General features: G+C 59.1%; 9 protein-coding genes and 13 pseudogenes. 10 read left to right on the top strand and 12 right to left on the bottom strand.

Annotated features, from left to right (window positions below; all coding sequences use genetic code 11):
• Positions 1-119: 119 nt before the first annotated feature.
• Positions 120-376, bottom strand: a pseudogene (locus HZZ16_RS34760) (transposase); the annotation flags it as partial.
• A gap of 86 nt (positions 377-462) precedes the next feature.
• Between HZZ16_RS34760 and HZZ16_RS34755 the strand changes: the two are divergent.
• The 5 genes and pseudogenes from HZZ16_RS34755 to HZZ16_RS38500 form a co-directional block, all read left to right on the top strand.
• Positions 463-618, top strand: a pseudogene (locus HZZ16_RS34755) (IS110 family transposase); the annotation flags it as partial.
• Between the two features lie 825 nt (positions 619-1443).
• Positions 1444-2460 (top strand): alpha/beta hydrolase, encoded by a 1017-nt coding sequence (locus HZZ16_RS34750; protein WP_197955045.1) that lies wholly within the window; start codon positions 1444-1446, stop codon positions 2458-2460.
• A 220-nt stretch (positions 2461-2680) separates the two neighbouring features.
• A complete protein-coding gene (locus tag HZZ16_RS34745) occupies positions 2681-3034 on the top strand; it encodes an IS3 family transposase (RefSeq protein WP_197955044.1) in 354 nt (117 codons plus the stop codon).
• A pseudogene (locus HZZ16_RS38505) lies at positions 3028-3249 on the top strand (DDE-type integrase/transposase/recombinase); the annotation flags it as partial. The gene HZZ16_RS34745 and the pseudogene HZZ16_RS38505, both read left to right, overlap by 7 nt.
• A gap of 104 nt (positions 3250-3353) precedes the next feature.
• A complete protein-coding gene (locus HZZ16_RS38500; RefSeq protein WP_376707612.1) occupies positions 3354-3641 on the top strand; it encodes an integrase core domain-containing protein in 288 nt (95 codons plus the stop codon).
• A 110-nt stretch (positions 3642-3751) separates the two neighbouring features.
• Here the strand turns inward: HZZ16_RS38500 and HZZ16_RS34735 are convergent, their stop codons facing one another.
• On the bottom strand, positions 3752-5404 hold the full coding sequence (locus tag HZZ16_RS34735) for a class I adenylate-forming enzyme family protein (RefSeq protein WP_197955042.1): 1653 nt from the start codon (positions 5402-5404) through the stop codon (positions 3752-3754).
• A 441-nt stretch (positions 5405-5845) separates the two neighbouring features.
• A pseudogene (locus HZZ16_RS34730) lies at positions 5846-6061 on the bottom strand (transposase); the annotation flags it as partial.
• Positions 6062-6303: 242 nt separating this feature from the next.
• On the opposite strand from HZZ16_RS34730, the pseudogene HZZ16_RS34725 reads away from it, so the two are divergent.
• A pseudogene (locus tag HZZ16_RS34725) lies at positions 6304-7475 on the top strand (IS110 family RNA-guided transposase).
• A 311-nt stretch (positions 7476-7786) separates the two neighbouring features.
• Here the strand turns inward: HZZ16_RS34725 and HZZ16_RS34720 are convergent.
• Together HZZ16_RS34720 and HZZ16_RS34715 are read right to left on the bottom strand one after the other, a co-directional pair.
• Positions 7787-8034 (bottom strand): annotated as a pseudogene (locus HZZ16_RS34720) (transposase); the annotation flags it as partial.
• A gap of 83 nt (positions 8035-8117) precedes the next feature.
• Positions 8118-9479 (bottom strand): annotated as a pseudogene (locus HZZ16_RS34715) (transposase).
• Positions 9480-11708: 2229 nt separating this feature from the next.
• Here HZZ16_RS34715 and HZZ16_RS34710 point away from each other — a divergent pair.
• Entirely contained in the window at positions 11709-13082 is a 1374-nt protein-coding gene (locus HZZ16_RS34710) for an aspartate aminotransferase family protein (RefSeq protein WP_197955076.1), read from the top strand.
• 498 nt (positions 13083-13580) lie between these two features.
• Here HZZ16_RS34710 and HZZ16_RS34705 read toward each other — a convergent pair whose 3' ends face one another.
• Positions 13581-13805 carry a hypothetical protein gene (locus tag HZZ16_RS34705; RefSeq protein WP_197955041.1) on the bottom strand — a complete coding sequence of 75 codons (225 nt, stop codon included), beginning with the start codon at positions 13803-13805 and terminating at the stop codon, positions 13581-13583.
• Positions 13806-14001: 196 nt separating this feature from the next.
• Here HZZ16_RS34705 and HZZ16_RS34700 point away from each other — a divergent pair.
• A pseudogene (locus tag HZZ16_RS34700) lies at positions 14002-15350 on the top strand (IS5 family transposase).
• A 93-nt stretch (positions 15351-15443) separates the two neighbouring features.
• Here HZZ16_RS34700 and HZZ16_RS34695 read toward each other — a convergent pair.
• The 3 genes and pseudogenes from HZZ16_RS34695 to HZZ16_RS34685 all read right to left on the bottom strand — a co-directional run bounded on the left by HZZ16_RS34695 (position 15444) and on the right by HZZ16_RS34685 (position 17676).
• Complete coding sequence (locus HZZ16_RS34695) at positions 15444-15698, bottom strand: CDP-alcohol phosphatidyltransferase family protein (protein WP_246510640.1); 255 nt, start codon at positions 15696-15698, stop codon at positions 15444-15446.
• 6 nt (positions 15699-15704) lie between these two features.
• Positions 15705-16502, bottom strand: coding sequence for a phosphocholine cytidylyltransferase family protein (locus HZZ16_RS34690; RefSeq protein WP_197955040.1), 798 nt, complete (start codon positions 16500-16502; stop codon positions 15705-15707).
• Positions 16503-16861: 359 nt separating this feature from the next.
• Positions 16862-17676, bottom strand: a pseudogene (locus HZZ16_RS34685) (isocitrate lyase/phosphoenolpyruvate mutase family protein).
• Positions 17677-18314: 638 nt separating this feature from the next.
• Here HZZ16_RS34685 and HZZ16_RS34680 point away from each other — a divergent pair.
• Both HZZ16_RS34680 and HZZ16_RS34675 read left to right on the top strand, forming a co-directional pair.
• Positions 18315-18524, top strand: a complete 210-nt coding sequence (locus HZZ16_RS34680) for a response regulator transcription factor (protein WP_197955038.1) — start codon at positions 18315-18317, stop codon at positions 18522-18524.
• A gap of 254 nt (positions 18525-18778) precedes the next feature.
• A pseudogene (locus HZZ16_RS34675) lies at positions 18779-19824 on the top strand (IS110 family RNA-guided transposase); the annotation flags it as partial.
• A gap of 317 nt (positions 19825-20141) precedes the next feature.
• Here HZZ16_RS34675 and HZZ16_RS34670 read toward each other — a convergent pair.
• From HZZ16_RS34670 to HZZ16_RS34655, 3 pseudogenes are all read right to left on the bottom strand, one after another.
• Positions 20142-20484: pseudogene (locus HZZ16_RS34670) on the bottom strand (hypothetical protein).
• A gap of 19 nt (positions 20485-20503) precedes the next feature.
• Positions 20504-20985 (bottom strand): annotated as a pseudogene (locus tag HZZ16_RS34665) (transposase); the annotation flags it as partial.
• 282 nt (positions 20986-21267) lie between these two features.
• Positions 21268-22203: pseudogene (locus HZZ16_RS34655) on the bottom strand (isocitrate lyase/PEP mutase family protein); the annotation flags it as partial.
• Between the last annotated feature and the right edge of the window lie 195 nt (positions 22204-22398).

Here is a 22398-nt window from a genome sequence, read left to right as displayed (position 1 = left end):
TGATCTCATCATGGCCTGGCTGCAACCGCAGCTCACTCGCGAGAGGCCGGATACATTTACGCAGGCTGTCGAAATCGGATCGCTCAAGAGCCTTGCACAGGCGGGGCAGACCATACATTTCGGCGGATCACGTCCTGTAGCATCTCCTTGTCAAGGCTGAGATCGGCGACCAGCTTCTTCAGCTTGCCCTTCTCCTCCTCGAGCTGCTTCAGCCGGCGGATCTCGGTCGGCAGCAGACCGTCATACTTCTTCTTCCAGTTGAAATAGGTGGCTGGCGGATCCCGGCCTTACGGCAGATCTCCGCCACCGCAACCCCATCATGGCCCTGCTTCAGGATGAACGCCTTCTGGGCGTCCGAAAATTTTGAAGCCTTCATCGTTGGTCGCTCCTTCCCAGCCGGGAACCGATGCGAAAAACTCTAGCCAAAAATGGTCCAGTTTGCCGGCCTCAGGTCACAGGCCATCAACCCGACGGTCTCCTATGAAGGCCTGGGCGGTGCGTGTTGCCCACCGGCAAGGAAGCAAGCGTGCGAAGGTCGCGCTGGCCAGAAAGATGGCTGCCGTCCTTCACCGAATGTGGGTTGATGGAACCGAATTCCGATGGACGGCGGTGGCGTAAGGACGCCATCGCCATTCCAAGAGACGCCCGTCGCGGGGCGTGGGGATGGTCGAGTTCGTATGATCTGTCGTGGCGTCCGCCCTCCAGGTCGGGTGACTACGCCGAAGAGCTTGAACCGACCATTCAACGAATCCCATAGTGTGGCGGTTTTGCCGACCACGAACGGAAGCAAGGTACCCGCGGCAGCGCTCTTAAGGGATTGACAGAAGCATATCGAATACAGAAGACAGCCGACCTGGCTCGCAAGCACGTTTTTTCCGAGGCGACGATCTACAAGGTGAGTGTAGGATGATCCAGATGACGCCGCCATAGGCTTAGTGACATTCACAGCTGTGCCTCAGCCAGATACTGCTAGCCTTAGTAGCTTGGTCAAGCGGCGGCTTCCAGGCAAAGAGGAGTCGTTCTGTGAAACACGCTTTGTGTAACATAGGTCCTGGCGTATTTTTATCTTCCTGTGCCCGCAGTCGTGCAGTCAGAGGAACGTCGTCGTTCATTGAACCACTGGATGTGAAAGGGATGACTATGGATGGAACGACTAGCGAGGCATTACGTAAATGCAGCCTCTCGAAATCCAAAATCAAGGGCGCGTGCTCATGTGATCTTCTTTATGGAATCGCACGCGGAAGTGGCGGCTGGCTGCTCTCATTGATTCTACCTCCGCGCGGATTTTCTTCTGAGCGGCCGTTGAACATTAGGGAGCCGTAGGATCGGCACTCACTGAGAGAGCACCTGAACAGTAGTATGGGTCCAAAAAGCCTTCCTTTCGGTCGCCAAACTCATCCATGTAGACACCTGCCAACTAGGTGGAAATGAAAGGATACCAGAGTGAAGAGCTCCTGCTTCCATGCGAAGACGGCAGATTGGCGAAATCGTCCGGTACAAGTCGAAGAATTTATGATCCCTGCTTCTGATCTAGGCATAGAACTTTATGTCAGAAACAAACATTTGGCTTCGATGTGCAAGTGGAAACCTGAAAGCACGGTTATATGCGTCCATGGCGGCACATATCCCGGACATGCCTTGTACGACACCGCCCTTGATGGGTTCTCTTGGTTGGATTACTTAGCTGGACATGGTAACGACGCTTACGTTTTTGATATTCGGGGTTATGGCAAATCAACTCGACCTATCGAGATGCTACAGGATCCGAATGACAATTTCGCGATTGTGGACGGCGAAACAGCCGTCCGCGACCTCTCTTCAGTGGTGGACTTCGTATTAGCCCGCCGGCAATTATCACGGCTCGCGCTAATCGGATGGTCGTGGGGCACAGACTTGGCAGGACGCTATGCTACAGAAAACGCAGACAAGGTCGGGCGTTTAGTGTTTTTCGGGCCAAGTTGGTTTCCAGTGCCAGCGCTGCCTAGCCGGCTTCCTGAAAAGATCCCCGCCTATCGTATCGTGAAGCGAGACCGCGCCCTAGCTCGATGGCTCAGTGGCGTTCCAGATCAAAAGCGCGATCAAATTTTGCCGCCTGCTTGGGGTCGAACAGTCTTGGACGCTATCTGGTCGACCGACCCGCTCGGTGCGACCGCCGAACCGCCGTTCATTCGTGCTCCAAATGGTTCCGGCAAAGACTGGCGAGATTATTGGTTGGCGGGAAAGCCTTTCTATGACCCTGCTAAGATTCTAGCTCCAACTCTCTTGGTACAGGCGGAATGGGACGCCGAAACCCCACCTTATATGTCCCACACATTGTTTCCGCTGTTGGTCAATTCGCGAGGTAAGCAGTACACCTGCTTTGGTGAGGGCACACACAATGCGCCCTTTGAACGAGACCGACTAAACATTTTCGTGGCCATTCAGACGTTTCTTGAGGGATACAACTACCAAGCGCCGTAGCTCGTCCAACATGTTGTGTTGTCGCGGATGTGGATCAGTCTAGCGCTGCCTTCCATACCATTTCATTCAGAGCAGCTTCGACGACACCAATTTGACGGCCCGGCCGTCGGTCTGCCGTAGGCGCTATCGCTCGGCAAGCATCGAAGCGCTTGTGCCGGATCCACGCCAAGATCGGCCAATTGACCGTCGAACGAGATTTCTTAGCCAGGAGGTCCGGAAGATGAGCGCGCCGGATCGCCGAGGATTGCTTCAGCGCGATCATGAGAGTCTGTCGATCCGCCGGCAATGCCAACTGCTGAGCGTTGCGCGATCGAGCGTCTATCGGCCGCTGCGGCCGGCCAATGACAACGAGCTTGAGCTGATGCGACGGATCGACCAGCTGTTCACGGCCTGGCCGTTCCTGGGCTCGCGGCGGATGATGGCCATGCTCAATGGCGAAGGCTGTCGCATCAATCGCAAGCACGTGCTGCGGTTGATGCGCAAGATGGGCATCGCGGCGCTGGGACCAAGCCCAGTACCACCACGTCGGCGCCGCGACACAAGATCTTCCCGTATCTCCTGCGTCAGATGGTGATCGACCGGCCGAATCAAGTGTGGGCGGCCGATATCACCTATGTGCCGATCGGCCAGGGCTTTCTGTACCTGGTGGCGATCATCGTTGGGCGAGCCGTGCGGTGCCGACCTGGCGCCTGTCGAACACGATGGACACATCGTTCTGCGTGTCCGCGCTCGAAGAGGGCCTTGGCGCGCTTCGGCCGGCCTGAGATCTTCAATACCGACCAGGGCAGCCAGTTCACCAGCGCCGCCTTCACCGGCACGCTAGCCGCCGCTGGCGTCAGGATCTCGATGGACGGTCGCGACCGCTGGATGGACGACGTGTTCATCGAGCGGCTGTGGCGCTCGCTCAAATACGAGGACATCTATCTCAAGAGGACATCTATCTCAAGGGGTATTCGGATGGCCACGAGGCCAAAACCGGAATCGCCCGATGGATGGAGTTTTACAATTTCCAACGCCCTCATCAGGCGCTGGAAAACCGCGCGCCGAGGGCGGTCTGGTGCCATCGGCGCATTCGGCGAAGAGGCTGTGGATATGACGCTTCTCGCAAGCGAGAAGCTCGGACACGCTGCGCGTTGCCCACATCCCCACAGCCACAACAGCAGCAAGCCATAGTAGCGTAGAGTTATTGGGAGAACGAACGGCAGCAGCTCCACTTAGCAAACCGGACCCAGTGGTCCTCAGCATAGGGTCCACTTCAGTCGAGCTGGTAAAATTGCAATGAAAATGCGGTTCAGCGCCAGCGCTTCTCCTCGGCGTCGTAGGTACCCGCAAGTGGATCTTCGATAGCCATTAGCTCACGTTTGAGTAGTTTATTGCTGGAGGTGGTTCTTGGAAGCACCGGGATGAAGGCGATGTACCGCGGCACCTTGAACACGGCGAGACGACTCCGAGCATGTTCGAGAATGCGATGTACAGGCAGATCGCCTGGTGTGAGAGTATCTCTCAGCTCCACATATATCTTTACCTCTTCGCCGCGCTTGCTATCGCGAACCGGCACAGCGGCTACATCCGCAATCTCGGGAATCTCGCGAATGACGGCCTCCACCTCACGCGCGGCTATGTTCTCGCCTGAACGTCTTATCATGTCCTTCGTGCGGCCTATCATCCAATAGAAGCCTAGCTCGTCGCGCCGCAATAGGTCGCCCGTCTTGAACCACTCACCTTCAAACAAGGCGGCGTTTGCTTCCGGCCTGTTCCAGTAACCCTTGAAGATTCCACGACCACTCACCCACAGCTCGCCAACTTCGCCTACCGCGCTTGGCGTGCCATCGTCGTTCATCACTCGCAAGTTCCGGAACGGGGCACGAATCCCCACCGAACCGGAGGCCGCCATCTCGTCAAGATCGTGCGGCATCTGTGTGCCGAACCAGATTTCTGTCATCCCATAGGCATCCTGGGTGCGCACTCGAAACCGCTTCCGGAATTTGCGTACCGTATCAGGATTCCAGCCCCAATTGAGGGTCTGCTTTAAGCACGTCGTTCCGTCTTCGTTGGCAGCTTCAGCTTGGCGCGCTACCAAATCAGGAAAATCGCACCATTCTATTCGGTACTGCTTGACCCAACTGGTGAAGCGCGTCGAGCTAAGTGACGGAGCAATGTACAGTGTGCCGCCCTGCCGATACGACTTCAAAAGATATTGTTGCGCATCGCCATAGAAAAACGGTGTTGCAGAGAGATATCTTTGGTACGGCCGCCCATCCCCGTGCGTCCCCTGTTGCGAGCTCACGCTCCAGTAGTCGTGCGTCAACATGCAGCCCTTGGGAAAGCCCGTTGTCCCCGAGGTATATTGGATATTCAACAGGTCGTCAGGTCCGATATGCTGTTCGACCAGCGAGTCCCCGACGCCCTTGAGCAACTCATCGAGGGTAATGGCTGTCCCGCCGCCACCCTGTCCAACGACAATTACACGCTCATTGGCTAGACCTTGCGGCCAAGGTTCCATTGCCGAGAACATAGACATTGCGGTCTCGTCAACGACGGCGAACGCGGCCTGTGTATCGCTGAGAACGTATTCGATCTCCCTTGGTGTGTATCGCATATTGATCGGGACTATCACCGCACCTAGCTTCGCGATCGCGAACCACAGAATCGGGAATGCAATGCGATTGGGCAGCATGACCCCGATGCGATCGCGCTTCCGTACGCCGAATGCACGCAGCGCATGCGCATATTGGTTAGATGATCGGTCCATCTCTGAGTAGGTCGCGCGCTCGCCGCGCCCGAAGACGTCGATTGCGATCGATGTGGCGTGCGTTCTCGCCCGCATTGAGACCAACTGTCCGACCGTAATGGTCTCATACGCAGATTCAATCGCATGGATTTTGCGCAACGCGCTTGCGACCCGGTCTTGGAGTTGGTTTTCTTTCGGCTTGAGGAATGTCATTGGTCACCCCTTGGGTTAGAGGGAAGTAAAGAAGCCGGTCAACAGGCATCCATTCGGCTCAATAGCTCATCAAGCCGCCGATCACCGGCAGAGGACCGCGCGTGCGATTTCACATGGCATGATCAGTCCGGCGTCATCTCGGCAATGTTGAAACTGGCACAGGCATCAGTTGATCGCATCGATGCCGAATGGCGGAACGCGCCACGTGCGAGCGGCTTTCAATTAGCGATACGCGCCTCATTGCAGCAGGCTGCGTAGAGCGATGAGTCGGCTTCATCGTAAATCAGCCCGAAGGAGGGCGGCACTACCTACTCTAGTGGCAAGCGCTGAACCTCCTCCGACTTCTTTGATAAACATCTGTATGCGTCTAGGCGGATCGTGTCCCGTGGCATGGTGTAACTGGCGCTGGGATACCGCGTTCGCCGGCAGGGCCCGGACAGGTCAGCTGGCGATTGCCCGAAGGCTGACGGTGGGATCATCGCTCAACGGCGCGATGGTTTCCAGCGTCATGTAACGGGCACGCTGGACGGCACACTCATCGTTCTGCTCAATCAGGATGGCGCCGATCAGGCGCACGATGGCGGCTTCATTGGGGAAGATGCCCACCACCTCGGTTCGGCGCTTGATCTCGCCGTTGAGACGCTCGATCGGGTTGGTAACGGGTATGAGATGTCTCGGTGTGTCCCGCGCTGCGGTGTTCTACATCGTAGCGTGTGGTGCGACCATCGGGACAGAGGCGCCGGGAGCACGAAGTGCGGGCAGGCCAATGTTATTCGATGAGCCGAGAGCTCGAGTTAGTAGCTGGCCGCCTCTGCGACTCGCCCGATTGCGCTGGGAGCGCGAATCCGTAGTTGTCGTGTCGCCCGCAGCTCCCGTCATATCTCTGACAGGAGGTGCGAATGCGACGGGTGATTGGCATCGACGTCCACCGAACTTCCGGGGAGGTGGTGTTTTGGGAGGACGGCAGACTCCGACATGCGGGCCGCATCGATATGACGCGGACTGCGCAACAGGATGGCCGTGTCGCGGGCTCTGGCGCCGTTCGTGGCACGGGTGATTATCGCCAATCCGCTGCAGGGAAGGCGATCGCCCAGGCTCACGTTAAGACCGACAAGATCGATGCCGGCACGCTCGCCAGTCTGCAGGCGGCCGGGTACCTGCCGCAGATCTGGACGCCTGACGCGGAGACCGAGCGCAAGCGTCGGCTGGTGGCACGACGCTACCAGGTCGTGCGGCATCGCACGCGGCTCAAGCACGAGGTGCATTCGATCGTGCACGCGCACCTAATCCCGAAGTGCCCGCATGCCGATCTTTCAACGCCCGCGGCCGGGCGTGGTTGGCCGCCCAACAGCTGCCGGACGATGAGCGCGCGGCCATCGATCGGCACGTCCGTGAGCTTGAGACCGGCTGGCGGAAGACCTGGCTCTGCTCGACCGCGAGATCGCGCAGGTCGCCATCGACGATCTCGAGGTCAACAGATTGATGACGATCACCGGCGTCAATCTGGCGGTTGCCGCCGGCATCGTGGCGGCGATCGGCGACATCAGCCGGTTCAACAGCTCGCAGAAGCTGGTGAGCTATTTCGGGCTGAACCCGCGGGTGCGGCAGTCGGGACTGGGAGCCGCCCATCACGGTCGCATCAGCAAGATCGGCCGCAGTCACGCGCGCGCCATGCTGGTCGAGGCGGCCTGGGCCGCGGCCAAGGCGCCCGGTCCACTGCATGCTTTTTTCGTGCGGATCCGCGCCCGGCGTGGCCATCAGGTCGCCGCGGTGGCCGTGGCTCGCAAGCTCAGGGTGCTCTGCTGGCATTTGCTGACGAAGGGCGAGGATTACCTGTGGGCGCGCCCGGCGCTGGTTGCCAACAAGACTCGTGCGATGCAACTTCAAGCTGGACATCCGCAACAGAAGGGCAGCCGGCGCAGCCTATGCCTACAACATCAAGGCGCTGCGCGACCGTGAGATTTTGATTGCCGCCCAGGCGGAGCGAAGCTACGAACGATTGGTGTCGCAATGGAAACCGCGGCGGCCAAAGCCCGGCGCGCGGGCGCCTCAGCTCGGCAGGACAAAATAGGCAGTCCTGTAACGCTTGCAGCCGACGCCTCACGCTTCGCCACGAGGTCGCCCGCGCCCAACAACCATAACCGCCGCTGACGGCAAGTGCCAGCCAGGAATGCAGTCCCGTTCCACGCCAGCATGCCACCGTGCTCGGGCCGGTCAAGGCCAAGCCGTAGGGTGGCCGCAAACGCGGCCAGCCTTGACCGACCCTGCGCGCGGCGGCTGCGAGATCGGTGGCCGGGACGGAAGAATGGCCCGCCGCGCGGCCGAACCAAAGAATGGACGCGATGCCCGCAATCGTCATCGCGGCGCGGTCATAAAAAATCGCTTGTCCATCTCATCCGTCGAGTGCAGCTTGGTGCGGTGCTGCGGCAGGAAGCTCATGTAGGCGAGCACATCGCTCTCGGCCTCGTCGAGGAAGCCGGCAAGCTTGGGCAGCTTGGGGCGAAGCTGATCTGCGACGCGGCGCCACTGGGCCTCGGCATCGTCCTGGGCAAACGCGGTGGCGATGCGATGAAGGCGGAGACGACGCGGCGGCCGCTCTTGCCGGCATGCGCCAGGGCGTTGCGCATGAAGGCGGGGGTCGTTGAAGAATTGGCCAATAGAATTCGCGCGATGCAGCGACCGGCCCGTCCTGGCCCTCGCATCAAAACCCGCGCTACGGGGCGATCTGAAGCCGCAAACGCACTATGAGGACAATCCAAGGCAGAATAAGCGCAAGGAGAGCGGCTGCCAACCGTTTCAGATTGATGGCGGCGACCGTCAGGTAGGCCTGGATCCATATTCAGTAGACCGTGCCGTATGGCGCGCGCTAGTCGGTGCCAGGTTTTGGCTTCGCCGTGGAAGCCCTCTGAGCGCCAGCGATGGCGTTGATAGAGCCGTCAATCCTGCTTACTCCATCGCTGGCGACGGCGGCGGGCGCGCGGAGCAGTGCCGGATAATCGTCACCGACAACGACTGCTTTGTTAACCCGCCCTTTGGATAGCAATCGCCCTTGAGCGGACACCGGGCGCAATCCTTCGCCTTCGAGTAAAAGAAACGGCCGTGCTTGATGGGCCGCGCGGGGCGCAAGATACGTCCTCGCGAGCACTTCAAGGCGTCGTTCTTGGCGTCGTACCGGAAGTGTCTGAGCGGTACGCGACTCTTGATTGGTTCGGCTTTAGCTGGTATCAGAGCGCCGATGCCGCGCCGCTCGAGCGCACCGTTGACTTTAGCGTAGGCATAGCTCGCGTCGGCGGTGACCACCTTGATGTCGACGCCCGCAATCGCTTCAACCTCATCGACTTGCGGCTCGATCACCTCCCCTTCGTTCGTTTTTCCAGTCGTGACCGCGACGTCCAAAATGACGCCGACCTTGTCATCGACGGCCGTGTGCTGCTTGTAAGCGGGCTCCAGCCGCCGGTTTCGGGCATTGGTGGCCATTGTCGCATCCGGATCGGTGGTGCAGATCTTCTTGTACTTGCCGCTTTGCCGGCCCTTCCTCTCAGCCTCGCTTTCATGTTCGCTTTGATTTTCGCTCAGCACATCCACCACATGCTGCTCCGTGAGGCTGCCCCAACTCACGTGGGCGCGGATCAGCGATGCATCGATGGGAACCACTTCGGTTGTTGCGATCGTGGCCTTCAGGCAGGCCTCGACCGTGCGTTTAAAGATCCTACGGAATCGCTCTTTGCCCCAGCGCTCGCGGATGCGGGTCAGGCTTGAATGGTGCGGTAGCTGCTCGTGCAGGGCCATAACCAGCAAACCAGCGAATGCCGATGTTGATCTGAGCCTCACGCATCAGCTTGCGATCGTGTACGATGCCGGTGAGCAGACCCGCGAGCATCAGGCGTACCGCGGATTCTTGATCGATGCCTGGCCGACCGTCGTTCGCGCAATAGCAGTCGGAGACCTCTTCCCGTAGCCAAGATAGGTCGAGCACACGATCGAGCCACGCCAGCACGTGCTCATCTGGGACGAGCTGTTTGAGCGAGCCAGTGATGAAGAGCTCCAGCTGATCCCACTCCTTGCGCCCCAGCATCTCGTTTGCTCCGCCGATCGCGAGCTTAGGGAGCACACTCGGCCTCCGCGAGCATCGGCCTGGCGGCTCATACACGCGCCACTGGCCAAGCAGCACGAGTGGTTCGCTACCGTGCTGCGCGGGCACTATGGCTACTATGGCAGGCCGCACAACTATCCAGCGCTCAACGGCTTCTACCGCGAAGTGCGTCGAATCTGGCTGCGTTGTCTGAGACGGCGCAGCCAGAAAAGTCGGCGCATGAGCTGGCCGGAGTTCGAGACTCTGACGGCACGCTTCCGCTTGCCAAGTCTACGCATCACTCGCACATGGGCCCAGGCGCGGATATGACGCGGGTTACTCTCCGGAAGAGCCGGGTGCGGGAAATCCGCCCGCCCGGATCTGTGAGGGCGACAGCCAAATGGCTAAGCTACTCGACTACGACCTCTAGGCGAGCCAGCAAGGATCGGATGGAGGGCATCAACTTACATTTAGGGCAACTAAATCCAGCAGCCTGATTGACTCGTCGCATCCAGTGGCCGCTAGACGATAGGTGACAGGAATAAATCTCCTCCGCGATTCCATCTTCGGGTGTTGTGGAGGAGGCAGGGTTGGGAGAGGAACGGCGGCTGGTGGCGCTCCACAACCGAAGCGAGTTAACCTCGGCGGGCCACGCCACAGAGATGCCTCCTTTGCAGCGCGAGGATCCGCGATGGAGTTCCGGCTCTTCAAAGATCGCCGTGCCGACTTTCCGGTGACAATCGTTGCGCCGAGCTCGGTGCTTTGCTGGACGACTATTCCGCCCGGCGGACATTGGAGAGCCCGCGATCCGGGGCAAGCAAAGAGCTCGTCGACTCAAGCAGTTGACTGCGATACCCAGGCCACCATGGTAGCGCCTCGCGTCCATGCCGAGTTGAGGCGCTGCGCCGCAGGGCGAGCCCGCCGTCGCATCGAACTAGAATCCGCAGCCACGGCATGAGGGTTGTTATGGCAGGGCACCATGGGTACGAATCCCGTTACTCTCCCGATCGCCCAACTTATCGGGTGCACTGCATCAGCGCGGCGACATTACTTACAATGATGCGTACTGGGATTACGTCTCCCAACTCGCACGTATGAAGTTCAAAGTGGCCGAACGATAGCACAGTTCAGTATCGTTGCCGCATTAGGAGCCCGAGCTCTAGGAAAACCTCAGTCGACGTCTCAGTCGTATCAATCAAACGACCTGGTATCAGGCGCTAGGAACCGCGGCGAAGATACAGACGGCCGCTGACGCGCGACGGCGTTAACTTGCCAGCCATTTCGAGGTCAGCCGCAGCATCGTAGCAGACTAAGGTCCGGACCTTCTCACGCTAGATGGAGTCGTCGAGAACTTGCCAGCGCGGCCATGCCGATGGAAGGTGGCGGATCACTATACGTCGAAATATCAGTTCGTCGCGTCCCACAAATTGGCTGCGTACCCAAGTAGAAGAAAGAGTTGCGCTTCAGCATTGTACAGCAGCGATATCCATCATGATCGTGACGATTTCTGCCCCTGGACGAGCGGGCAGCGGAATGTGGCCGCGTGCTCGATGATCGTGTCCAAGGGGCGCCGTGAAATGCTAAGCCAACGGGCTCTCGTGGACCGATATTGATGCGGGTATGGTGCCGCCGCCTCTCCAATTTGGTAGCTGCCCAGGCGGAGCGGCTAGTGGTTTACTCCGGTTCGATCGCGGCCGCAGCAGGACTGAAGCGGCTAACCTGCGCTATCGTACGGCCTCTGATCCGCGGTTGCGATCTGATAAATTGCGTCGCCTGGTAAGTGACTTCCTGAGCATCGGTGTGGGTGAAAAAGGAACGTTCGATGGGAGTCTTATAGCATCTGCAGGTCGTCGAGATCGGGAGCTCGGCTGCGACCAGCTATTGCGCGCATGTTTGCGGAGTTTCGTGCCGATGTTCAGAAAGTCGAGCCAAGCGGCGGCGATCCGCGTCGCCGCAACGCGCCGCTCACGCCCGGTGACCACATCGCGTCATTCCTGAACCTTAACAATCAAGCATCATCATCGATGCGGCTGCGCCGACCGCGACCACACGGCTGATGGAACTGTCGAAGATTGCGACATTCTGGTGGATGGGCGCGATGTTGAGCCGGGTTGATCTATCTCGAAGCGAGCTGGTTTGGCCGCGAGCCCCTATGCCGCATTCGCCGCCACGGACTCGACAGTGCGCGCTGCGACGGTGATTGGTTGGCCGGCTCAGCAAAATTGGCAAAGAATGGAGGAGGACATTGTGAACGCGGAGCATGCAGGTTCGAATATTTCGCCTGGATTTCTGAGCGCTGGGCGGTCCAACGAAAACTTTGTCCGGGCCCAAAAGGTCTTCCCAGACGGCACCTCGCGCGTGACGATTGAGCGAGATCCAACTCCGCTCTACATCGAGCGTGGGATGGGCAGCTATCTGTTTGATGTTGATGGCCGCTCGTTTCTCGACCTTAATTGCAACTTTACGACGTTGATCCATGGACATGCCTTCGGGCCCGTTATGGAAGCGCTAACGCATCAGCTCCAGCGCGGCACCTGCTTCGCAAATCCGACGGAGAGGGAGATCGAACTCGCTGAACTACTTTGCGGCCGCATTCCGCAGGTTGATCGTGTTCGCTTCGTCAATACGGGAACTGAGGCGGTTTTGTTTGCGATCAAAGCTGCGCGGGCCTTCACCGGACGTCCGAAGATTGCCAAGCTCGAGGGCGCCTACCATGGCGCCTATGACTGGGTCGAGGTCAGTCAAGCAGCGACACCCGATAATTGGGGGGACGCCCTCGAGCCGAAGGCCACAGCCTTCTATCGCGGGATGCCTGCGAGCGTGCTCGACGAAGTAGTTGTGTTCCGCTTCAATGATGTTGAAGGGGTGCGCGGCTTGATATCATCGAATGCGCACGATCTTGCCGCCATCATTCTGGATCCAATGCCGAGCCGCGGTGGCCTCGTTGGACCAAAGCCTGAATTCATGGCCGCGGTGCAGGAATCTGCGCGCAAAAGCGGCATTCTGGTGATTGCTGATGAGGTCCTCAATCTTAGGCAGGGTTTCGAGGGTGCTTCCGCACGTTACGGCCTTGTTCCGGACCTCATCACGATGGGCAAGATCATCGGTGGCGGTTTGCCGATTGGAGCAATCGGCGGGCGCGAGGACGTAATGAAGGTATTCGATGCCTCAGCGGGTAGGCCGCTGCTTCCGCAAGCCGGTACGTTCTCCGCGAATCCACTATCCATGACAGCGGGGCTTGCCGCAATGCGGCATCTGGATCAAGCGGCTTTTGCACACCTTGAGATCCTTGGAGGTATTGTCCGGGACGGGATTCGTCGAGCTATCTCAGCCAGGGACGCGCCGCTGTGTGTGACCGGAGCCGCCTCACTGTTTCGCATCCATCCGAAGGCGCAAACCCCGAATGACTATCGCGACGCCTATCTCCAGCCTGCCGGTGCAGGTCGAATGAAGGAGCTCGTACGCTTCTTTGCGGTGAATGGCATCATCCTGCCGTATGGTGCTGCCGCATCGATCTCGACACCGATGACGCGCGCCGACGCTGAGTTCATCGTGGAGGTGTTCGCCGGCTTTCTCGATAACCATCAAGACATTTTCGGGCGATAACGGTACGCAAATGAACGCACTGTGTCAGCAGTGCTTACCGCACCATTTCATGAAATCGACTCGCTGCAGAGCACGAGCGGACCAATCGCCTACGTGTTTGGTGCCCGAGACCATCCCCGTTTTCGGCTGGAATAGACGAGCCGGAACGGCTCGCTTAGTGTGCCCGCCTATGAGCTGTCCGCTTCAACCAGCACGGCGCTATAGTGCCGCTTCTGATTAAAGTTGCTGCACTTTCATTGGTCTTGAGGTGCGCAACGAGAACTACGCCGAGGTTCGCCGCCGCAGCGCAGCCAAGCGCAAGCGGCGTCATTGCCATCGGGATTGTGAGCCAAGCTCGCTTGGCGCCTCCAGGGCGACCGCACCGGTTCCGCGACGCACCGTCGTGATATCGTGTGGGCTGGTGGAATGCATGGAGTACCTATCAGATTTGGCATCTGCAGCTCCGCGATAGCGAATGGCGGGATTCATTCCCTTTTTAGAGAGCCCTCTGGATTGTAGTCATCTGGCACGATCGCTGCTGATCGCGGTCACCAATTGCGGTGCCTTAGCCGCCGACCGGTCATCGATCTCGATGATTAAGTCTACAGCAAGCACGAAGCGACTTCCGCTACCAACCCTAGTAAGAAGGATCGCTTTCACCTTCTCTGGAAACGAGGAAATGTGTCCTGCCGCCGTTTGCGGCAAATTGCGATCATTGATGTTTGCCGCGTGGGCAGCAAGCATAAACCCCGTCGTTGAGGAGTACTATTTGGTTGTCCGTGAACAATCCTCCAAGCACTTGATTGGGAGTCTGTTTTCCGATTGCGGCGGCATTTGAGATTGCAGGGGATTGAGGCTTCACAGCCCAAAACCCTGCAATTTCGATTTTGGATTTCCCTGCCGCTGCGAACCGTGATTCTGTGCTGCATCGGAGGGACCGATGCGACCGAAGAAGCACAGGACGACAGGCTCGAACGATCTGTTCCGGTCCCGGCTGGACCAGATCATCAACATGCGACACGAGCTGGTTCTGCTCGCCGGCAGGATCGATTGGGACTGGATCGACGGGGAGATCGCGCCGCTCTACAGCGAGAACGGCAGGCCGGGTATCGAGACCCGCTTCATGATCGGATTGCTGCTGCTCAAGCACATCTACGGCCTGTCCGATGAGGGGGTGTGCGAGCGCTGGGTCCACGATCCGTACTTCCAGTTCTTCACCGGCGAAGAGTTCTTCCAGCATGTGTTTCCGCACGAGCGCTCAGACCTGAGCCATTGGCGCAAGCGGCTCGGCGACAAGCTGGAGCGGTTGTTGGCCGAGAGCCTTCGGGTGGCGCACGAGACCGGTGCGTTGCGCAGCCAAGACCTCAAGCGGGTCACGGTCGACACGACCGTGCAGCCGGAGGCCATCAGCTTCCCGACCGACGCCAAATTGCTGCATGCAGCGATCCGCGGGTTGAACCGCCTGGCGAGGAAGCACGGGGTCAGGCTGCGGCAATCCTATGCTCGCGTGGCCAAAAGCGCAGCGATGATGGCTTCCCGTTACGCCCATGCCAAGCAGTTCAACCGGCATCAGCGACAGCTGCGCATCATGCGCAGCCGGCTGGGCCGGATCATCCGCGATATCCGCCGCAAGACCGAGGGCCAGCCCGCACTGGAGGAGGCATTCGCTCTCCCGCTTGGCCGGGCCACCCAGATCCGCTCGCAGCAGCAGCGCCAGCGCGGCTTCAAGCTTTATTCTTTCCATGCTCCGGAGGTCGAGTGCATCGGCAAGGGCAAGGCCGCGGCGCCTTACGAATTCGGCGTGAAGGCCTCCATCGTCACCAACAACCAAAGAGCTCCAGGCGGCTTGTTCGTGCTCCACGCCTGCTCGCTGCCGGACAACCCCTACGACGGTCACACCCTTCGCGACGTCATCGAGCGCACCGAGAGCCTCACCGGCTGTGCGATCGAACGGGCCTATGTCGACAAGGGATATCGCGGCCACGACACACAAAATCCCCGCCGCGTCTTCATCTCGGGCCAGAAGCGCGGCGTCTTCGGCGTCATCAAGCGCGAGCTACGCCGCCGTTCCGCCATCGAGCCCCATCATCGGACACATGAAGAACGAAGGTCACCTTGGCCGCTGCTATCTCAAAGGCCGCGCCGGAGATGCCGCTAACGTTCTCCTCTCTGCCGTTGGCCACAACCTCCGCCGTGTCCTGGGCTTGGCTCAGAGACCTTTTGTCCCTCTTCCTGCTCTCACTCTGGCCAACGCTCAACTGTCCAGTTCAGCCCAATTCGGCTTATTAACGATCGACTAGCTAAGCCTCATTGCACCACCGACCAGTAGCATGGCTGCGGTCGCAAGGGCGAGCGGCGAGGCTTGGCTGACTTGTACCACAATTACCGCAGGCAGAACGGCTCCATAGACATATCGGCAAACCCGTCGAGGCTCGCTCCCATATTTGCAACATCTGGATCGCGACGCTTCGTACGACCTGCCACAAACCCATCAAGGTGGTCCGATAGAACAGCCCAAAGCGCTACCGCCACAGATAGTTCGAGGCGCTCAGAGAGAGCAAGAAATAGACTGGTGGAGGAAAAGACGAGACCTGTGATTGTTATGGCGTTCGCTGGATCCCAAAGGTATTTTAGCATGGACTCTCACCTAGTCTGCAAATGACGTGTCGGCGAGTTCATTCGGTTCCCGAAAATGCGCTCGGCAATTTGCAAATCCTCAGGATTATCAATTTCGTACCAGTTGAGGCCATCGCATCGCGCCGCGGCGAGCTGTAAACCTCGTCTTTCTATCAGATAACCCAAAAGTTCTTCGGTGTAGGTCTGCCTAGCCCCGGCAGCGATGATATCGTCCAGCGTCGGAACGATCGTTGCCTTGAGTATCGGCGCCGAGAGACGTAATAGGTTCATCGTCTTGAATAGCTTTGGGCCATCCGCAACAAGGTTTGACGCCGTTTGCTTCATTCGAAAGCTTGAGATGAAGCCGTTCTGCGACAACAGAACGGCTGATCCTTTCATGGAATCATCGAAGGGAACGACTGCAGCCACATCAGTCCCCCGGCAGATAATCAAATATCGCAACGCATCCTCTTCGAAAAAGACGTCGCCCTCGAGCAGAAAGCAGTCGCCGGAGAGAAGAGCGTCGCGCGCCAGCCACAAAGAATAGGCGCTTCCGGTGCGGTCAAAAACAGTCGACTCGACATATTTGATTCTGAGCTCGCCAAAGCGGCTGCCGCAGGCATACTGAATGGCGTCTTTGCGGTACCCCACGACGATCGTCACCTCTTCCACGCCGACAATTTCCAGGTTGCGGAGGGCGTTGTGAAGAATCGAGGTGCCATTGACCTCGATGAGCGGCTTCGGCCGCAGATCTGTCAGAGGACGCAGGCGAGAGCCGCAGCCAGCGGCGAGAATGACGGCGTTCTTGGGAGCATCGGTCACCATTTAGTTCCTTTTCTTCCCTCCGCTCAGGTGAAGCACCGACGAGTGTCTTCCGCCGCAACGTCTGCTTGCTGAAGCGAAATCAAGCCTGCCGGAGCCTTGAAAATCCACTCTAAGCGTGAAGGCAGACAATGGTCCTCGTCGGTCCCTTTCCAAAGAGGAGGTAGGCCATGGATCCGGTACCTCGAGCTTCTGCCCAGATAGAAAAATGCGAATTTCGGCCGAGCGAGGCGTGCTGCGCCATCTAAGGACATCTCAGTACAACGAAAGCCGTTTGAGATTGAAGTCGCACCTGGGCAGCTAGCAGGAACTCCAGGAAGCTGAGATTTCGGCAACAAATATGCTCCTGTGTCGACGAAACCCTATTTGCGCAATTCAGGGTCGGGCCGCAGATACAACGCTTCCGCACGGGCGAGTTCGTCGTACTTCAAAAGTTCGAAGACTTCGTCGAGAGTAGCGATATTCGGCTCAACGCTCGCGGTGTTTTCCTCAGCGATGATGCGACCGGAAACTTGCCGCATTGCCGCCCGCATGGACTGGTTGGCCCAGATCACTGTGGAGATTCGAGCTTTACGGTACACAGAGATGGGCGTTCGGTAGTATTTCGTCGGAACGATCTCGACCGGAAATCTGTTCTGCCAAGCGCGCGCGAACGAAAGGATTCGTCCGCAGTGCTCCTTCGCGAATGAATGAGGATCGCATCGGCTCCCGCGTCGGCGTAGGCGTGAGCGCGCAAAAGTGCTTCGTCCATCTCATACCCAGCGATCAACACCTCGATCCTTGCCACCTGAACCAAGTCGTCTTCGACCGTATCCTTCACTGCCCGGAGGCCCGAGAATTCGCCGATATCGGCGAGGGGGTGCCGATCCCCAACAAACGAGTTCATCTTCGGAAAACAGTTGTCCTCCAGTGCGACGCCGGCAGCGCCGCGCTGGAAGAGCTTGCGCGCAAGCAGGCGAGCATTGTTGAAGTTCCCGAAGCCGCCGTCGCCGTCAACCAGGACAGGAAGTTGGGTCGAATTCACGATCCGCTCACCGGCGTCGACAAGCTGGCTCCACGATGCTTCGTTCGCGTCGCGGTAACCTAGAGAACAAGCAATCGACAGACCGGACGCCCAGAGCCCCTTAAATCCCGAGCGCTGGGCGATTGTAGCAGACAGGGCGTCATGCGCCTCCATCAGAAATGAGAGCTCGCCATTCGAGCAGACCTGCCACGAAGCATTTCGACAGGCGACGGGGAGTGCATTGATGACCTGCGTTGGGCCGAGCGGATTGTGGTTGATACTTCATACAGAAGTCCTGTTGGCCGGCCGTCGATTGGCGCAATCCGCACTGCTCATACCTTTTCGCTGTGATGCCGATCAATGACCAGCGTTGGTAGGTGATTGGCACGTAAAAGCTTGCATGCTCGCCTTAGAGATGGACGCCGAACGCGGCTGTTGTGATGGGCGGATCCGAGCCGATACGCTGGAAAGGAAAGCTTTGGTGCAAATGAAGGATCTCGGCTCGCCAGCCGGGTGCAACGGCCCTTCACTGAGCATTCACCCGTTGCGGGAGGACGCCTGGCCAAAAGGCGATATCCAGCTCACCACAGATATTGAGCAAATATCGACTGCTACGGTTGTCGTAGTTACTGCTGTTGCGTTTTCGACATATGTCGCAATCCCGTCGATAGGACTGCAGTTGGTGGCAGTCTCCGGAGCAGTGAACCGGAAATCTCCCAAATCTTGTCCTGCCGCGAGAGTTTGCGATGCCCACTGACTCGTATGGCGTTTGCTGATCTCATTCCACGTCCTCTCTGCTCTAGGAGAAACTCATGGCGGATGTGCAAGAGATTTTGTCGGCACGGGGAGGACAGTGCTTAGGATGGGTCGAGGAGGGGAAGTCATCCCGGGCCATCGGAGTCATCCTGAAAGTGAGCGAGAACACCGTCAACTTTCATGTCAAAAATGCAATACGAAAGCTGGAAACGATCACCCGTATCCAATGCGTTGTCAAGGCGCGGCGTCAGCGTCTTATCGAGTAACGGCCGCCATTCCGTTGCCGCTGATGCAGATCTAGCGAATGTAAGGGGCGACTGTGGGTTGCTACGGCGGAATGCGAAGCGAATTACGCGACCGCAGCTGTGTAGCCATGATACAGGCGCTGGTACCAGGGTGTGCTTTTATTTCGTCGCCGATCGTCACTGCGGGGCGCTGTGGACCACATAAACCCTATGTTCGCCCTCTGAGGTGACGGACAGCCGGCCCCGTGGCAAGCTCCTATCGAGGGTTGCGCCTGATGGTCCGGCGCCGAGCCTCGGACGATAGCATTTTCGTGGGGCTGGATATGCACAAGGCGACGATTTCGGTTCCCGTGGCGGAAGCGATGCGCGGCGGGAAAGTTCGGGATCATTCCTTAATCGCGCTGACCAAATCGCCAAACTGGCGAAGAAACTTGGCAAGGGTGACCAGCAGGTAAGTTGTTGCTACGAAGCCGGACCGCTGCGAATATGGCCTGCATCGACAGCTGACGGGTCTGACGCACAATTGCATCGTGGTGGCCCCCTCGCTGATCCCGATGAAGGCTGGGGATCGGGTAAAAACCGATCGGCGCGATGCGGCGATGCTGGCCAAGCTGCACCGGAGCGGGAGCTGACAGCGGTTTGGGTTCCGGATGCGGCGCATGAGGCCATGCGCGACTTGGTGAGAGCCCGCGCCACAGCGATGCGTGTGCTCGGCAAGGCGCGTCAACATCTCCAAGGCTTCCTGCTGCGGCATGGGCACATCTATGCCGGGAAGAAGGCGTGGGCCCTGGCTTATCGTCGCGGGCTCACCACGTTGCGCTTCGATCACCCGGCAAGCCAAAATCGTTCTGCAGGACTCATTCACGCCATGGCAGACGCTGAGGCCCGTCGATGACGAGGCCGTGCAGGCCATGCGCGGCGTCGCCTTCATCGCTGCCGTGACGGTGGTTCCCGAGGTCGGCGACTTCTCCCGCTTCGACAATCCCCGCCAGTTGATGGCCTTTCTCGGCCTCGTGCCGTCGGAGCATTCGAGTGGCGCCACGATCCGGCGGCGGGATCACCAAGGCTGGCAACGCTCTGGCCAGGCGGGCTCTGATCGAGGGGGGATGGACCTATCGCATGCAAGCCTGCGTCAGTCTCAAGCTCCATGACCGTAACGAGCGCCTGCCACAAGCTATCCGCGATATCGCCTGGAAGGCCTAAGGTCAGGCTGTGCGCGCTTCATCGCCGCTTGTCGGCGGCCGGCAAACCCAAGGTGGTCGTCACCACCGCCATTGCACGCGAGATGGTCGACTTCCTGTGGGCGATCACTCGTCAAGTACAACTCGGGCCGGCCGCCAGAAGAGCGCTGCTCGACCATATCGGTGCCCGGGGCAGGAGGCAGGGCGCGAATCCTCGTGGCCTGTTATGAGCCAGCGTTGTCGACGCTCGCCCCCTAGACCGAGGCAGCAGCCCCAAGACGCAACAACGGTCAAGCGGTACCAAACCCGCGCATGAGAGCTTGACCAACCGTCGTCTTTAGCCCCGCCTCCTACCCTGGGCACCTTCGACGTCCAGCGTCCGGGCGTTCAGCCGGAAGCAGCTCCGCTTGATCGAGTCGCTTGACAGCAAACATGAGAGGAGGCCGTGTTGAAGAACTCAGCCGCGTTCGCAAACGAAGGCTGAATCGTCGCCATTGTGCATGTAGAAATGGCCGACGAGCTGCCGCAGTGCCGATCATAGCCCATCCGCGACCGCAGGCGGGGTCATTCTCATCGTGCCCTTCCCATGAGAACTCCGCGCACGCTGAGCCGTCTCGCGCGCCGTAGCGGACATCGAGGAAGCCCTTCAGCGCACCGAAGGCAATTTCACCGTCGGACTTGCCCTTGAAGGTGAGATGCGTCTGTTCGACGAGGTCGAGGAAGTCGCTGTCCCAGTTGTCCATTTCGACGATGCGCCAGCGGCCAGCAAAGGCCCTGGCGAAGCCGGGCACCTTGGCCATCAGCCGGCCTCCGATCAAACTTGGGCAGCCGCACCAGATTGTGGGCGACGGCAGCGAAAGTAAAGGCCCATCCGCGCGTTCACGGCCACGGAATCGGGTCTTCTCTTGCCCGACGACCGTCTCGATCCAGCCGAATGCCTCCTCGATGCGCTTGGAGATGCGCCGGCTGACGGTATAGTCGCCGTGCCGTGTCGTTTGCCTGTCGATCGCAGAGCGGCGGCCGCTGGTGTTCTGCGCAACATGCGGCGTTACGGTCATCGAGCGCAGCTCGTTGACGCAGTCTTCTGCGTCGCAGGTTTTGTCGATGCCAAGCGTGATCGCTGTCAGCCGGTCGGCATGCGGTTCGATCATGTGCAGCGCGGCCACCCGTTCGGCCTACCCGTCGGCCCGCGTCAGGCAGGCGTCGACCAGCAGGCCGTGGCGGTCCGCCATCAGCCTATGCCCGATGAAGCACAGCTTCGTCTCCTTGCCCTTTCCCTTGCGGTAGGGACTGGCATCCGGGCGATTGCGGCGGCGTCGGGCGATTGGCAGTCCATAAGACGGTGTAACGTATTTTCTTCGAAAAAGACGTCGCGGTCCAAAACGAAACAGTCTCCAGACAGGAGGATGTCTCGCGCAAGCCACAGCGAGTAGGCGCTGCCAGTGCATTCGAGACGGAGACTCGGCATAGTGGCTCCGAAGCGACGGCCGCATGCGTATTGGCTGTTTCTTCCGATACCAGCCGGCGATGGTCACTTGCGCGACCCCGGCGGCTGGACGCGTTCGCAGGGCGTTATAGAGAATCGGCGTGCCATTGACTTCAACGAGCGGCTTGGGCCGTGACTCGGTCAGCGGATACAAGCGAGAGCCGCAACCAGCAGCGAGAATGAGAGCGTTCTTAGGTGCAACTGTCGTCATTTCAGTCGCCTGCATTCCATGACGGTGGTCAGCGAGGACATTTTCGGAGCTACACCGACGAGCACATTGACCTCGAGTAGTTCCGATGGCCACTTCTCGGAGGGGGCAGAAAGTGTGATCGAATGTGCTGTTACATGCGCGCGGGAGACATGCCGCGTTGCCGCTATTGCGGCCAGCATTGCGTGGTTGGCCCAGATCACCGTCGAAATACCGGCGTCTCGATATGCAGAGGCAGGTGTTCGGTTGTATTTCGTCGGAACGATCACGACAGGCAGGCAGTTTTGCCAGGCACTTGCGAATGGGAGGTCTCATCGGGGGGCTCTTGCGCGAACCAAAGAGGATTGCATCAGCGCCCGCCGCGGCGTAGGCGCTTGCGCGCATGATGGCTTTCTCCATTCCATGGCCGGCTATTAGCGCCTCAACCTGTGACATCAGGACGGTTCTTTGGCGACTGCATTTTACTGCGCGTAGTCTTCCAGAAAATTCATCGATATCGGCTAACGGATGCCTGTCGCCGACATACAAGTTCGTTTTCGGAAAGCAGGAGTCCTCCAGTGCGATCCTGGCAGCGCCACGCTCGCGAAGCTTGCGCGCCACAAGGCGCGCATTGTTGAAATTGCCGAAACCCCCGCCGCTCTCCACGAGGACCGGAAATTCGGCCGCGCCGACTATTCGCTCAACGACATCGACGAGTTGGCTCCTGGAAGCTTCGTTGGCGTCGCGGTAGCCGAGGGAACTCGCAATGGAGAGGTTTGACGTCCAGAGGCTCTTGAAGCCTGCGCGTCTGGCAATCGCACCGGGAAGCCTATCCTGAGCCTCCATGAGGAAGAAGAGGGTACTTGCTGCAATTCTCAGCGCGGAGCATTTGCGAAAAAAAGTGACCCGCACCTCGCTCAAGGCCGTTATAGGCCGAGGGGTATGGTTGATGTTGCACGCTGACTCCTAGCGCGAGCGTTCGAAATATTGGCCATGAGCACACCCTGTTCTGGCTGTCGAGGGCCGGGCCACCCCAACGGC

Source organism: Bradyrhizobium glycinis, from assembly GCF_016031655.1.
GTDB lineage: Bacteria > Pseudomonadota > Alphaproteobacteria > Rhizobiales > Xanthobacteraceae > Bradyrhizobium > Bradyrhizobium glycinis.
This window is presented reverse-complemented; position numbering and strand designations above follow the sequence as displayed.

Bases quoted from the DNA above. Each gene is read 5' to 3' on its own strand.
- HZZ16_RS34710 (WP_197955076.1), top strand. From the start codon at position 11,709: ATGGAGGAGGACATTGTGAACGCGGAGCATGCAGGTTCGAATATTTCG.
- HZZ16_RS34705 (WP_197955041.1), bottom strand. From the start codon at position 13,805: ATGCTTGCTGCCCACGCGGCAAACATCAATGATCGCAATTTGCCGCAA.
- HZZ16_RS34695 (WP_246510640.1), bottom strand. From the start codon at position 15,698: ATGCTAAAATACCTTTGGGATCCAGCGAACGCCATAACAATCACAGGT.
- HZZ16_RS34745 (WP_197955044.1), top strand. From the start codon at position 2,681: ATGAGCGCGCCGGATCGCCGAGGATTGCTTCAGCGCGATCATGAGAGT.
- HZZ16_RS34680 (WP_197955038.1), top strand. From the start codon at position 18,315: ATGGCGGATGTGCAAGAGATTTTGTCGGCACGGGGAGGACAGTGCTTA.
- HZZ16_RS34690 (WP_197955040.1), bottom strand. From the start codon at position 16,502: ATGGTGACCGATGCTCCCAAGAACGCCGTCATTCTCGCCGCTGGCTGC.
- HZZ16_RS34735 (WP_197955042.1), bottom strand. From the start codon at position 5,404: ATGACATTCCTCAAGCCGAAAGAAAACCAACTCCAAGACCGGGTCGCA.